This is a genomic window from Bacillus swezeyi, from assembly GCF_030908325.1.
Classification (GTDB): domain Bacteria; phylum Bacillota; class Bacilli; order Bacillales; family Bacillaceae; genus Bacillus; species Bacillus swezeyi.
This window is the reverse complement of the sequence record NZ_CP133085.1, coordinates 4,225,908-4,239,353: the sequence shown is the minus strand read 5'-3', so window position 1 is coordinate 4,239,353 and position 13,446 is coordinate 4,225,908. Positions and strand designations below refer to the sequence as shown.

Here is a 13,446-nt window from a genome sequence, read left to right as displayed (position 1 = left end):
TAGCATTCAAATCGTGAGTGGAAGCCTCCTAGTTCTGGTATAGACTTAATAAGAAATGTTAAAATTTATCACAATCAATATCCGGCTGCTCACTTAAGCCAAAAGGAGGCTGTTAAAAATGAATATCACTCACGAGCCCCTCCCGCTTGATTTTTACCGCAAACCGACAATTGAACTTGCACAATCTCTTTTAGGCTGTCTTCTGGTCAAAGAAACGAAGGAAGGGCTGGCTTCAGGGTATATTGTCGAAACTGAGGCTTATAAAGGCCCTGAAGACAGGGCTGCCCACAGCTATGGAAACCGCCGGACAAAACGGACAGACGTCATGTACAAAGAAGCTGGCGTTGTGTATACGTACACAATGCATACCCACACCTTGATCAATGTTGTGAGCGCTGGAGCTGACGAACCTGAAGCCGTTCTCATCAGGGCGGTTGAACCGCATGAAGGACTTTTGCTGATGGAGAAAAGGCGGAGCGGAAAAAAACCGCGTGATTGGACAAACGGTCCGGGGAAACTGACGAAGGCGCTTTCCATCACGATGGATGATTACGGAAGGCCGCTGACAGAGCCCCCGCTTTACATTGCAAAAGGGTATTCCCCAAAAGACATTTCATGCGGTCCGCGCATCGGAATTGAGAATTCGGGGGAAGCCCGGGAGTATCCATGGCGGTTTTGGATTAAAGGAAATCGCTATGTTTCACGATAGGATAGACATGTTTGACTTCTGATCATCAGGGTAAAGGTGATAAAAAACGGGAGGGAGTCAAGCCATGAAGAAGATGTTTAAAAATGTCGTCAAATGGGCGCCTGTCATCTATCCGATCGCAAGAAAAATCATCAAAAACCGAAGAGAGAAAAAACAACCGACAGCCGGCTGACCGGCTGTTTTTATATGTGAATGGACAAATTGACTTGAAAACGCAATCATAATAGAATTTACTTAATCTATGAGAGGATCTTCACATAATCATTGAATATATTGAAAACAGGAGAAAAAAGACGCTGCCTGTGTGTTCTCGATTCAAGTGACCTAAAGAGGGAGGGCCATCTATGCTCAATGCTCGGCTAAAGCTTATTCTCGGCGAATTGATGACAGCAGAAACACCATTGACAAGCACTTATTTGGCTAATGGATTAAATGTTACCTCCAGAACGATCAGATCAGATGTAAAAGAATTAGACCACCTCCTCTTAAAAAACGGAGCAGCCGTTCAATCGATCAGAGGAACCGGCTATCAGCTCTCCATACAGAACGACCGCCTCTTTCGCCAGCTTTTGCAAAATACATTTCAAGAAGAGTTTTCAAATCCGGTTTTTCCGAATGAGCGCATTCTCTATTTATTAAAAAGACTGCTGCTGACAGATGAGTATCTCAAACTGGAAGATTTGGCAGACGAAATGTTCATCAGCAAGTCGACGGTTCAAAACGATATGAGAGACGTACGGAAAAGGCTGAAACCTTATGGAATTGAATTAGAGATCAAACCGAATTACGGCTTTAAGCTGAAGGGAGATGAAATGAAGCTGCGCTATTGTATGGCTGAGCATATTTTCCCAAAGCGGGAAACGGATGTCGACATTATGAACACCCGCATTTCCATTCTTCCGAAAGAAGAACTGGGCTTGATCCGTCAGACGATTTTAGAAAGAATAAGCGAAGATCAGATCTCTCTTTCTGACATCGGCTTAAACAATCTCTTGATCCACATCTCCATTGCCAGCAGGCGAATTCGCAAGGGAAAGCATGTCTCGCTTTATTCCGAAGATGTAAAAGAGATTATGAACCATAAAGAATATGAAGTAGCACGGGCGATCGTCCGTACGCTTGAAGAAAAATTGAAAGTGGCATTTCCAGAAAAAGAGACGGCTTATATTGCCATTCATTTGCTCGGAGCCAAGAGGACGGCCATGGCCGCGATCAACGGCGATAAAATGGAAAGCTTCATTGATGAGGAGACCGAGCGGCTGACACAATTGATTATGGATACAATTGAACGGAAATTCACGCTCGGCATCAAAAATGATAAAGAATTAAAAATCGGCCTCAGCCTTCACTTAAAACCTGCTTTGAATCGCTGCAAATATGGCATGAACATCAGAAATCCGATGCTTGATGCGATAAAAGCCAACTATCCGCTGGCATTTGAAGCCGGAATCCAAGCCGGTGAAGTGATCAAAAAAGAGACGGGGTTTGACATTCAGGAAAATGAAGTCGGCTATCTCGCTTTGCATATCGGCGCGGCGATGGAAAGAAGAAAAATGAGCATCCCTTCAAAACGCTGCATGATTGTCTGTGCTTCAGGAGCGGGCAGCGCCATGCTGCTTCAGGACAGACTGAGGGCAAAATTCGGCTCGAAACTTGAAATCCTTGGAACGGTTGACTACTACAAGCTCAACCAAATTTCACTTCACGCCCTCGATTTTGTCATTAGTACAATCCCTTTGTCTGAGGAGCTTCCGATTCCGGTAATTAAAGTAAATGCAATATTGGGAGGAACGGATTTAGCGAAAATAAAACATATCCTTGCAGCAGAAGAAGAACTCGCTGCAAAATATACGAGGAAACAGCTCGTTTTTTTGCAAAAAAGCTTTCAATCCAGAGATGAAGTTCTCCGTTTTTTATGCGGAAAGGTATCACAGCTTGGCCTTGCAGAGGCTGGGCTTGAAGACTCCGTTTTTGAAAGGGAGTCCGTCGCACCGACTTGTTTTGGCAATCTTGTTGCCATTCCCCATCCCATGTCACCGCACACAGATGCAACATTTTGGGCTATATGCACGCTGCAAAAACCGATAGAGTGGGAGGATAAAAGGGTTCAATTCATTTGCCTGCTCTGCGTTGAAAAGGATAATACCTCAAACCTGCAGGGAATGTATAAATTATTGGGCAATGTTTTAGATGATCAGTCGATGGTCAGGGAGCTTTTAAAATGTAAAACGTATGAGGCGTTCATGTCCGTTTTTAGAAAAAACAGCCCGAATCATTCATTTTTTGGATAAAAATGTTCCCTTGTCTTTTTTCCTCAGAGAAGAGGAAAATCATTAAGTTAATATGAAAGCGGTTTCATAATATGATGGAATTGTAACACGGAATAGAACTTATACGTAAAAGGGGGACATATAAAAAATGAACATCTTATTAGCTTGTGCAGCAGGTATGTCAACTAGTTTACTTGTTACGAAAATGGAAAAAAGCGCAGAGGAGCAAGGGAAAGATTATAAAATTTGGGCTGTTTCGGGAGGAGAAGTCCAGAATCATATTGATAAAGCGGATGTATTGCTGCTCGGCCCGCAGGTCCGGTACATGCTTCCGCAGTTAAAGACATTAGGAGAATCAAAAGGAGTGCCTGTCGATGTCATCAACACGGTCCATTACGGAACATGTAATGGAGCGGAAGTGCTAAAATCCGCTGAACAGCTTACCGGCTCTTAAAGGAGGCGGAACATGTGAATAAGTTTAATGCGTTTTTAGAGGGGAAGGTCATGCCGATTGCCGGCAGGATCGCCGCCCAGCGCCATCTGCAGGCTCTCAGAGATGGAATTATTCTCACTATGCCGCTTATCATCATCGGCTCGCTGTTTCTTATTTTAGCCAACTTGCCGATCCCTGGATACTCGGAGTTCATGGCGGGGATCTTCGGAGATCAGTGGGCAGAGAAATTAAGCTACCCTGTAGGCGTCAGCTTTGATATTATGGCGCTTATCGCAACTTTCGGGATCGCATACCGCCTTGCCGAAAAATATGATATTGATCCTTTGTCATCAGGAGCGATTGCCGTAGCGGCTTTCCTGCTCGCCACGCCTTATCAGATTCCCTTTACACCTCAAGGTTCCGCTGAGGAGATTTTAGTAACAGGCGGCATTCCGATTTCTTTAATGGGAAGCAAAGGCCTGTTTGTCGGAATGCTGATTGCTATGCTATCGACGGAAATTTACCGCTGGATTGTTCAAAAAGACATTGTCGTCAAAATGCCTGATGGCGTGCCGCCGGCTGTCAGCAAATCATTTATCGCCCTGATTCCGGGTTTCGCGGTGATTGGATTGATCTGGGTTGCCCGTCTCATCATTGAAATGACGCCGTTTGAAAGTCTGCATAATGTTGTAAATGTCCTTTTGGGCACGCCGCTCTCCATACTTGGTGGCAGCCTCGGCGGAAGCCTTGTGGCAGAGACCGTCAAAATGCTGCTGTGGTCATGCGGGCTGCACGGAGCAAACATTGTCGGCGGCGTCATGTCCCCAATCTGGTATGGGGCAATGGATGAAAACCGCCTTGCTTTACAAGCCGGTGAAGTTCTGCCAAACATTTTCACAACCCAGTTTTTCGAAATTTGGATCAATATCGGCGGAAGCGGCGCTACCTTGGCATTAGTCATCACGATGTTCTTCAGAGCGCGAAGCAAGCAAATGAAGCAGTTAGGGAAACTGGCAATCGGTCCGGCTATTTTTAATATTAATGAACCAATTATCTTCGGTATGCCGATCGTCATGAACCCGATGCTTTTAATTCCATTCATCGTATCACCGCTCTTAATGATCACGGCTACCTATATCGGAATGAGCACTGGCCTTGTCGCAAAACCGGCCGGCATCGCTGTTCCGTGGACAATGCCGCCGGGCTTCTCGGGATATTTGGCAACAGGCGGAAAAATCTCAGGAGCGGTCATGCAGCTGATCAACTTGTTCATCTCGTTCATCGTATATTATCCATTCTTTAGAATGTGGGATAAGCAAAAGCTCAAGGAAGAAAGCGAGCTGGAAGCCGGGGCGGCCGCAAATGAGGAGCAGCAGGTCAGTGTATAGAAAAGGGGTGAGGAGATGTCTAAGGAATTAGAACAAACGATTTTTCAAATCATCCTTCACGGAGGAAACGGCAGAAGCTTTTGTATGGAAGCCATTGCTGAAGCGAAAAAGGGTGATTTTTCCCAAGCGAAAGAAAAGATTCGTGCAGCTGACGAGGAATTGATCAAAGCTCATCACTGTCAGACAGCACTTATTCAAAATGAAGCGAAGGGAGCAAAAACTGAGCCTTCATTATTAATGGTCCATGCTCAAGATCACTTGATGAATGCGATGACAATGAAAGATTTGGCTGCGGAAATTGTGGAGCTGTATGAAAGAATAAATGTTCACGGAGGTGTCAATTGATGAAGAAAGGTTTGAAAATCGTAACAATTGGCGGGGGATCAAGCTATACGCCGGAGCTCGTTGAAGGATTGATTAAAAGGCATGATGAGCTCCCTGTAAGCGAACTTTGGCTCGTAGATATACCGGAAGGGGAAGAAAAGCTCAATATCGTCGGCACGCTGGCAAAACGCATGGTGGAAAAAGCGGGCGTCCCGATTGATGTCCATCTGACGCTGGATCGCAGAGAAGCTTTAAAAGACGCTGACTTTGTCACGACTCAATTCCGCGTCGGTTTGTTGGAAGCGAGAGCAAAGGATGAAAGAATACCTTTAAAATACGGTGTCATCGGCCAGGAAACAAATGGACCCGGCGGCCTTTTTAAAGGGCTTCGCACAATCCCGGTCATCCTTGATATTGCGAAAGATATAGAAGAGCTGTGTCCTGACGCGTGGCTTGTCAACTTTACCAACCCGGCGGGCATGGTGACAGAGGCGCTCCTCCGCTACTCAAACCTGAAAAAGGTCGTGGGCCTCTGCAATGTTCCGATCGGCATGAAAATGGGGGTCGCGAAAGCGCTTGATGTTGACGAAAGCCGCATCGAAATCCAATTTGCCGGCTTGAATCATATGGTGTTCGGCCTCGATGTCTTCCTGGACGGGATCAGCGTTAAAGACAAGGTGATCGAAGCGATGGCTGATCCGGCAAATGCAATGACCATGAAAAATATTTCCGGAGAGTCGTGGGAGCCTGACTTTATCCGAGGGCTTGACCTGATACCATGCGGATACCACCGCTACTATTATAAAACGCAGGAAATGCTTGAGCATGAATTAGAGGCTTCTAAAACAGAGGGAACGCGTGCAGAAGTCGTTCAGCAAGTGGAAAAAGAATTGTTTGAACTATATAAAGATCGAGAATTGGCTATTAAACCGCCTCAGCTTGAAAAACGGGGAGGCGCGTACTACAGTGATGCGGCCTGCAATTTAATCAGCTCAATATATAATGACAAGCACGATATTCAGCCCGTCAATACGATGAACAACGGTGCGATAGCAAGCATTCCTGATGATTCAGCAGTGGAAGTCAACTGTGTCATGACGAAGAACGGGCCGAAGCCGATCGCGGTCGGAGACCTGCCTGTCACCGTCAGAGGCCTTGTCCAGCAGATTAAATCATTTGAGCGTGTCGCGGCCGAAGCGGCAGTGACAGGTGATTACAATACGGCGCTGGTGGCGATGACGATCAATCCGCTTGTACCGTCTGACAAAGTCGCAAAACAAATATTGGATGAAATGCTTGAAGCGCATCAAGAGTATCTTCCGCAGTTTTTTAAATCGGTAGAAGCATAGATTGATGATTGAGGTTCCGGTTATTCCCGCCGGAACCTTTGCACGCTTGACGAGGAAAGCGTGCAAGCCCGCGGCCAACGCACCGCCATTCTGTAGCAGCCTTGACAGCAGCTCTTATTTAAGGAGATGAACGGTGCCATACCTTACATATTGGCGGTTGTCTCTTTTTCCTTTTGCAGATCTGATCGCTGAGCTTTGGCGAGCTGAGTAAACAGAAGAATGCCGATGCCTGCAAGAATCTCGATGAACCCCCCGATCGCAATGACTTTGCCTGCGCTGAGAACCTGTGCGGCATATCCGCAGACGATCGCGCCTAAAGGAAGTGAAAGGTTTGTGATCGTATGAATGACAGCAAACACTTGAGGCTGATCATCACCTTCAACAGATGTTTGAATAATCGTGAATTCTGGAACATTGATCGAGCTGATCGCCGCTCCAAAGGCAAAGGCAGCGAGAAAGACGAGCGGTAAAAAGGTATTCAATCCGGTGATAAAATAGGCTGCACCTTCAAGAACACCGGCCGTAATAAAAAGCAGTCCATATCTGTTGATTTTTATTTTTGCAAGAATAAGACCCAATAAAAACGCCCCTCCGGCCGTCGTAGCCTTTAGCAAAGAATGGATGAACGGCGTCCCGTTTAAATCCTCTGCAACATAAACCGCAGACAGCGCTTCCCATGGCGATGCTGCCAAATTCATAAATATACAATAAATGGCCAGCGGAAATAAGATCTTGTGGTTTCTCACAATTGTAAATCCTCTTTTTAATCTTGCAAAATATGTACCTCTTTGTTTTGGAGGATGAGACTCCGATTGCTTCTGAACGGTTTGATATTTGATGTAAAGAACAAAGATACCCGATATGATATAGAGAATGAATGAAATGATCAATGTGGTCGCAGGACCGATAAAAGTCAGAAGCACTCCGCACAGTGTAACAGCGCCAAGCCTTACGATTTCTGAGGAAGACTGGAGGATCGCATTCGCCTTTTGAATCAGACTTTCATTCACGATTTGCGGAATCAGCGTGATGGAAGCGGGATTGTATGTGGCTCCCGTTGCTGAATGGATAATCATGAGCCCCAAAACAAACCACATCGGTGAAAAGCCGTTAAAATAACATATTGGAACAGTAAGAACAACAGCTGCTCTCGTCAAATCTGAAAAGTACATCCAGAATTTCAGAGCATTTCTTTTCACCAGCGGCCCTGTCACCGGCGCCAAAAAGGCTTCGGGAAGAAAAGTGACGGCAAGCAGTAATGAAGTGCCGATGGCGCCTTTTCCATCAAAAATCAAAAACCATAAAATGGAGTTGAAAGCGAAACAGTCGGCCGAAATTTTAATGAGCCTGGAGAAGAAAAGAAATGTGAAGTTTTTCTCCCAGACGCTTAGTGGTTCAGTGGTTTTTTCCATCATTCAAAGTCCTTTCTATTTTACGTGTTGCATGGGGGTGTTGGATCGTTCCTTTCTATTGTTTCGGCATAGATAATTTTAACATAAAAGATATAAAATGGAATCTGTTTTGTCTAACAGCAGAGGGGAGATTTTAATAGAGGGAAGCCGGATATCGGCGTATGAGATTCAGCCCCCTTTTATGAAAAGAGGGCTGAACCGCTTTTAGCAGGTCTGGCTGACTGAATCGACTTCAACTGTCCATCCGAATGAGTCGGGCAGAGCGCCTTTTTGAATGCCTGTAATCGTGTCATAGAGCTTTTTGGCAATCTCTCCGGTTTTTCCATTGTTGATCACAAAGTTTTCCTCTTTCCAGATCAGCTCGCCGACCGGAGAAATGACGGCAGCCGTTCCGGTGCCAAAAGCTTCTTCAAGCTGGCCGTCTTTGTGAGCCTGAATCAGTTCGTCAACGGAAATTCTCTTTTCAGTAACCGAGAGGCCCCATTGTTTTAAAAGATAGATGACAGAATTTCTCGTAATGCCTTCCAAAATGCTTCCGTTTAACGCAGGAGTGACAATTTCGCCGTTGATTTTGAAAAAGATGTTCATGCTTCCGACTTCTTCAATGTACTTCTTCTCGATTCCGTCCAGCCATAACACTTGGGAAAAGCCTTTGCTTTCAGCCACTTCCTGAGCCTTCAGACTCGCGGCGTAATTTCCGGCGGTCTTTGCATTTCCCGTACCGCCAGCAACAGCCCGGACAAATTCGCTTTCAACGGCAATTTTTACAGGGTGGATTCCTTCTTTATAGTAAGAGCCGACCGGCGATAAGATAATCAGCAACTTATAGGTCTTGGACGGGGCGACGCCGAGATACGGCTCCGTTGAAATAATAAATGGACGAATATAAAGGGAGGTTCCCTCTGCTGTCGGAATCCATTCTTTGTCGATCTGAAGCAGCTGTTTCAGCCCTTCCAGCACGGTATCGGGATCAACCCGCGGAATGCAGAGGCGGTCATTTGACTTATTCAGCCGCTCAACGTTTTTTTCCGGTCTGAATAACAGAACTTTTCCCTTATTTGATAGATAGGCTTTTAAGCCTTCAAAAACAGATTGGCCGTAGTGGTATACCATGGCGGCCGGATCCATTTCAATCGGCTGATAAGGTATGATCCTCGGATCATGCCAGCCGCTTTCAGCCGAATAATCCATGATGAACATGTGGTCGGTGAATGTGCGGCCGAATTCGAGCTGATCAGCCTTGGGCTTTTGTTTTTTTGCTGTACTGAGCTGTACGCTGATGGTTTGTTTTGTCATATTCATTCTCCCTGCCGTTTCTATTCTTTTTCCAAAAAATATTTATCTTCTATTTTAAACCTTCTATTGATAATCGCAATAGATTTCAGAGAAATTTGTAAAATAGAATTTTTGGAAACTTTAAAAACATTTTCGCCCAAGTTTGCAGGAGCAAAAAAGGACTCCCGCTTAAGGGAATCCTTTATGATTTCTTATGATAATACGTTTTGATTTCTTTATCTACGTAAACCCAGCCTTTCCAGCCGAGGTGGAGCGAATCCTTCAGAAAATAAGGATCATATTCATGGTCTGTTAAATCGGCAACCTGAAAACCTTCTGCTTCGATTTGCTTTTTAATCTTAGCATAGTAATCGGTCCGACCTTTTTTAGGAAAGCCGGTGTAGTCGTAAAATTTGCCGTGCACCGGAACAGAGATGAACAGAGGGTCTGCCCCGGATTCCTTCAGGACATCCAGCATCATTTGAAAATCGCCGAATTCCACGGATTTTGCATAGTTCATCTTTTTATTGTGGCCTTTAAGCTTGGCCAGCTTCGGTTTCATTTTTTTAAAGACGCCATTTGTCATTTTAAACTTATTATTCCGGGATTCCTTTTCACCAAGCTTTTCAGCCATGTGTTTCAGTTCATCCCATGATTTGTTCTTCACGCTTTCTGAAATGGTCCGCTTTGGACCTTTTCCTTCCACCATGGAATAGTAGATATCCTTTTTTTCCAGAATGCTTTTATAGCCTTTGGCGGCCGGCGTCAGAAGGGACAGTGTCAGACGGTCCTGATTGAGCTCCGCTCTAAAAAGTGATGCAAGCAGGGCATCATTTTTCACCGCATCATACTTCAGCATGCGTTTGATGATTTTCTTCTTGAGCCCGGAGTCGATATCTTGATTGAACAAGAGATCGTATGCCTGTAAAGCCGAAAAGTTTGGCGCGAAATGGGATTCGTCAGACCCTTTTTTCTGAAACCATTGCGGCGAAATGATGAATACCATTTTCTTTCCTTTTAACTGATTCGCATGTGCCGCGAAATTGATCGTATGAATCAAGGACTGTGAGCCGCCTTTTCCGACTAGATAAGGGGTAAATCCTTGTTTGTTGACTTTAAAATAATTGGACGGATGAAATTTATCCAGCCGGGAAAGCTCTGATGATCCATAGATCGGAAGGTATTTAGGGTCTTCAAGCATTTTGCCCTGAAGATACGTCCCCTGGAACATCATCGGGTTTAATTCTGTAGCTGAGGTCGCGACCCGGTCTTTAGGAACGAGCGGAGCCAGCCATGAATTTGGAATCAAGATCATGGTGAAAAAAAGTAAAAATGCCAAGATGATTGGCCCGAATAAAAAACGCTTTTTCATTATCTCAACTCATTCAGCTGCTTTATAATTTGATTTGGCGTGTTCCATGCATCCCGGTCAAATTCCGTAATCGGCACAGTGATGTTAAAGTGATTCTCAAACGCAAGCAGCAGTTCTACAGTGCCAAATGAATCAAGGATTCCTTCTTCAAAAATATCGATATCCGGATTCTCCTTGACGATATCGTCCTGACATACCTCTGCTAAAACTGAAAGTACTTCTTGATTGAAATCCATTATTAAAAACTCCTTTTAGTGAAATAGTTTTCCTGAGAAAATAAAAAATCCAAAGCATACGAAGTGGAAGGTCACAACAATTGAGACGGCTGTCGTCCACTTATTGTTCGGCCACCATTTGTACTTCTTATTCCATTTTTCAAAGAAATTGAAGCCAACCATGAGCAGTGCATGATATAGTCCGTAAATGATGTACTGAGGCGCAAGACCGTGCCAGACGCCCATCAGAAGAAACAGCAGTACATACCCGATATTAGAAACCAACATCCGGTTTTTGATCCATTTTTTCTTTGTCATCCAAAAGACAAAGCGCATGAACACGTAGTCTCTGAACCAAAATGAAAGGGACATATGCCAACGGTTCCAGAAATCTTTAATATTGCGGCTGATGAACGGCATATTAAAGTTTTCCGGAGATTTGATCCCCATGATATAGCTGATTCCGACCGCAAATGCCGTGTAGCCGGCAAAATCGAAGAACAGGTAAAGGCTGTAAGCATACATGTACGCAACTCCATGCGAAATGGCGCCGGATGTCATATACGGCAGCTTCAAAATGATATACGTATTAATGCAGTAGCCGATGATAAATTTGTATAAAAAGCCGAGAAAAATTTTGTTGATCCCCTTGTACAGCAGCTCTTCATACTGCTCTTTCGTCCAGACCGTCTGCTCATCCTTTTCAAAACGGCGGTACCTGTCAATCGGACCGGATGAGATGGTCGGAAAAAAGAGAATAAAGTAAAGCAGCCTGCCGAGGGGAACCTGCTTTTTAATCAGCCCGTCCCGTGTTTCAATGATGAGCTGAACCCCTTTAAACGTTAAATATGAGATTCCAAGAAAGCTTGCCCAGTTGTCAACGGCAAAGAACGGCAGCAGCTTGGACAGCGCCAAAGGCAGGATCGAAGCTGCTGCAGCTAAACAAAATATGATGCCGCTGTTCGCTTTTAGACGGTAGGAAATATAGCCTTTGATCAGCACCGTCTGCCAAAGCGTAAACAGGCACAATGTAATCAGCCCGTGCAGGCTGTTTGAGAAAATAAGCGCCAACACAACAACGGACACTGCCATATTGTAAAAGCGAAAGCTTTTTCCGTTTAATCCGAGAATGATCGTCGGCGCCAGCAAAATTCCTAATATGATGAAGAAAAGAAATGAACCATACGGCGTCATACGGTTACCTCTTCTTTTAACCGTTTCCGGTCGATTTTACCGTTTGCTGTCATCGGAATCTCATTTTGATACATGAATTTTCTCGGAACCATATAAGCCGGCAGCTTGCTGCCAAGATCTTTCTTAATCGCGCTTGTCAGCTGGTATTCCTTTTCAAAATCGTGTTCGGCAGGCACGATCATTGCGATCAGATACTCGATTTTCTCTTCGCGATAAAATGGAATGACAACCGCTGATTTTACATACCGGGACTGATTGATTTGATATTCAATTTCCTCAAGCTCGATGCGGTAGCCATGCAGTTTGATTTGAAAGTCGAGTCTCCCGAAGAAGAACAGCTGGCCGTTTTCTTTGTAGCCTGCATCGCCGGTCCGATAAGCCGGTGCCCCGTTATAGGAGAAAAACGCTTTTTCAGTCAGCGCTTTTTCGCCTAAATACCCTTTGCTGACGCTTGCTCCGGTAATGATGATTTCTCCTTTTTCCCCGTCTTGCACGGCTTCTCCGTCTTCATTGATGATGACGATCTCAGTGTCCGGCTTCGGCGAACCGACGGGAAGGGAAGAGTATCTGTCTAAAACCTCGTCTGTCACTTCAATGGAAGTCACGGCGACTGTTGCTTCGGTCGGGCCATATGTGTTGAAAATCCGGGCTTTTGGAAATCTCTCTTGCAGCTGTCTGGCAACTGAAGCGGGAAGCGTTTCTCCGCAGAACATAAACACGGAGAGGCCCGGCAGCAGATCCTCTGAAAAGGACGGGTCCATTAAACACATCTGTGCAAACGAAGGCGTTGATGTCCATACATTGACATTTGAACGCTTCAGCGCTTCAAATAAAAGCTTCGGACGGTTAATCATATCTTTTGTGACGGTCCAAAGAGTGCCTCCCGCCTGCAGGCAAGGATAGAGGTCCATCACAGACAAATCAAAGGAAAACGGCGCCTGATTTAAAAACACCCGGCCGTTTTCAACCGGAAAATCATTTGTCATCCAGTCTGTAAAGCTCTGGAGATTATCGGCGGAAATTTGCACGCCTTTTGGATTTCCAGTGCTTCCTGATGTGTAGATGATATAGAAGGTCTCCCCGTTTTTCACCCAATGGCCCGGATTCGTCTCCAGTTCATCTTCTGTGTCAAGCCCGCTCGGTTCGATCACAGAGATGCCTGTATCTCCTGTATCGATGGCAGCGCCTGAGTTATTAAGCAAAAGCTCGGCTTTTGAGCTGTTGATGATTTTTAGAATCCGGTCTGCCGGAATTGAAACATCCACCGGGATATACGGGTGGCCGGCTTTCACACAGGCAAGGAAAGAAACCGCCATGACCGGCTTCATATGGCCGTAGACGATGATGGGAGAAGCGTCTGTCAGTGCTTCTTTTTGGAGCCGTGAGGCGAGGCGCTCAGATTGCGACCACAGTTCTCCGTAGGTCAGCTTTTCCTCTTCATTCACAAAAGCAAGTGTATCGGGTTGTGTTTGTGCGTATGTTTGAATGGTTTCTATCAGTTTCAT

12 protein-coding genes are annotated in these 13,446 nt (G+C 45.2%); 6 read left to right on the top strand and 6 right to left on the bottom strand.

Translation table 11 applies throughout. From position 1 onward, the window contains the following. The first annotated feature begins 118 nt into the window (after positions 1–118). The 6 genes from RBH91_RS21220 (at position 119) to licH (ending at position 6,473) form a co-directional block, all read left to right on the top strand. Positions 119–709, top strand: a complete 591-nt coding sequence (locus RBH91_RS21220) for a DNA-3-methyladenine glycosylase (RefSeq protein WP_307892849.1) — start codon at positions 119–121, stop codon at positions 707–709. Between the two features lie 344 nt (positions 710–1,053). Further along, the gene (locus RBH91_RS21210; RefSeq protein WP_307892847.1) at positions 1,054–3,000 is read left to right on the top strand and encodes a BglG family transcription antiterminator; all 1,947 of its coding nucleotides are present in this window, start codon (positions 1,054–1,056) and stop codon (positions 2,998–3,000) included. Positions 3,001–3,127: 127 nt separating this feature from the next. Beyond that, complete coding sequence (gene licB / locus RBH91_RS21205) at positions 3,128–3,433, top strand: PTS lichenan transporter subunit IIB (RefSeq protein ID WP_076759607.1); 306 nt, start codon at positions 3,128–3,130, stop codon at positions 3,431–3,433. A gap of 14 nt (positions 3,434–3,447) precedes the next feature. Next, the gene (gene celB, locus RBH91_RS21200) at positions 3,448–4,800 is read left to right on the top strand and encodes a PTS cellobiose transporter subunit IIC (protein WP_307892846.1); all 1,353 of its coding nucleotides are present in this window, start codon (positions 3,448–3,450) and stop codon (positions 4,798–4,800) included. Between the two features lie 15 nt (positions 4,801–4,815). Then, positions 4,816–5,145, top strand: a complete 330-nt coding sequence (locus RBH91_RS21195) for a PTS lactose/cellobiose transporter subunit IIA (RefSeq protein WP_076759602.1) — start codon at positions 4,816–4,818, stop codon at positions 5,143–5,145. Further along, positions 5,145–6,473 (top strand): 6-phospho-beta-glucosidase LicH, encoded by a 1,329-nt coding sequence (licH, locus tag RBH91_RS21190; RefSeq protein ID WP_307892845.1) that lies wholly within the window; start codon positions 5,145–5,147, stop codon positions 6,471–6,473. Before RBH91_RS21195 ends, licH begins: the two co-directional genes overlap by 1 nt. A gap of 143 nt (positions 6,474–6,616) precedes the next feature. On the opposite strand, the gene RBH91_RS21185 is transcribed toward licH, so the two are convergent. The 6 genes from RBH91_RS21185 to dltA form a co-directional block, all read right to left on the bottom strand. Next, positions 6,617–7,885 carry an MFS transporter gene (locus tag RBH91_RS21185; RefSeq protein ID WP_307892844.1) on the bottom strand — a complete coding sequence of 423 codons (1,269 nt, stop codon included), beginning with the start codon at positions 7,883–7,885 and terminating at the stop codon, positions 6,617–6,619. Positions 7,886–8,089: 204 nt separating this feature from the next. Beyond that, positions 8,090–9,181: a branched-chain amino acid aminotransferase gene (locus RBH91_RS21180; RefSeq protein ID WP_307892843.1), complete on the bottom strand. Its 1,092-nt coding sequence runs from the start codon at positions 9,179–9,181 to the stop codon at positions 8,090–8,092. Positions 9,182–9,362: 181 nt separating this feature from the next. Further along, positions 9,363–10,532 carry a D-alanyl-lipoteichoic acid biosynthesis protein DltD gene (gene dltD, locus RBH91_RS21175; protein WP_307892842.1) on the bottom strand — a complete coding sequence of 390 codons (1,170 nt, stop codon included), beginning with the start codon at positions 10,530–10,532 and terminating at the stop codon, positions 9,363–9,365. Further along, positions 10,532–10,768: a D-alanine--poly(phosphoribitol) ligase subunit 2 gene (gene dltC / locus RBH91_RS21170; protein WP_076759594.1), complete on the bottom strand. Its 237-nt coding sequence runs from the start codon at positions 10,766–10,768 to the stop codon at positions 10,532–10,534. Before dltC ends, dltD begins: the two co-directional genes overlap by 1 nt. A 15-nt stretch (positions 10,769–10,783) precedes the next feature. After that, positions 10,784–11,941 carry a D-alanyl-lipoteichoic acid biosynthesis protein DltB gene (dltB, locus tag RBH91_RS21165; protein ID WP_307892841.1) on the bottom strand — a complete coding sequence of 386 codons (1,158 nt, stop codon included), beginning with the start codon at positions 11,939–11,941 and terminating at the stop codon, positions 10,784–10,786. Beyond that, positions 11,938–13,446: a D-alanine--poly(phosphoribitol) ligase subunit DltA gene (dltA, locus tag RBH91_RS21160; RefSeq protein ID WP_307892840.1), complete on the bottom strand. Its 1,509-nt coding sequence runs from the start codon at positions 13,444–13,446 to the stop codon at positions 11,938–11,940. Before dltA ends, dltB begins: the two co-directional genes overlap by 4 nt.

Coding starts and splice junctions, on each gene's coding strand:
- RBH91_RS21180 (WP_307892843.1), bottom strand. CDS start 9,181: ATGACAAAACAAACCATCAGCGTACAGCTCAGTACAGCAAAAAAACAA.
- dltA (WP_307892840.1), bottom strand. CDS start 13,446: ATGAAACTGATAGAAACCATTCAAACATACGCACAAACACAACCCGAT.
- RBH91_RS21185 (WP_307892844.1), bottom strand. CDS start 7,885: ATGGAAAAAACCACTGAACCACTAAGCGTCTGGGAGAAAAACTTCACA.
- dltD (WP_307892842.1), bottom strand. CDS start 10,532: ATGAAAAAGCGTTTTTTATTCGGGCCAATCATCTTGGCATTTTTACTT.
- RBH91_RS21195 (WP_076759602.1), top strand. CDS start 4,816: ATGTCTAAGGAATTAGAACAAACGATTTTTCAAATCATCCTTCACGGA.
- licH (WP_307892845.1), top strand. CDS start 5,145: ATGAAGAAAGGTTTGAAAATCGTAACAATTGGCGGGGGATCAAGCTAT.
- dltB (WP_307892841.1), bottom strand. CDS start 11,941: ATGACGCCGTATGGTTCATTTCTTTTCTTCATCATATTAGGAATTTTG.
- RBH91_RS21220 (WP_307892849.1), top strand. CDS start 119: ATGAATATCACTCACGAGCCCCTCCCGCTTGATTTTTACCGCAAACCG.
- RBH91_RS21210 (WP_307892847.1), top strand. CDS start 1,054: ATGCTCAATGCTCGGCTAAAGCTTATTCTCGGCGAATTGATGACAGCA.
- licB (WP_076759607.1), top strand. CDS start 3,128: ATGAACATCTTATTAGCTTGTGCAGCAGGTATGTCAACTAGTTTACTT.
- dltC (WP_076759594.1), bottom strand. CDS start 10,768: ATGGATTTCAATCAAGAAGTACTTTCAGTTTTAGCAGAGGTATGTCAG.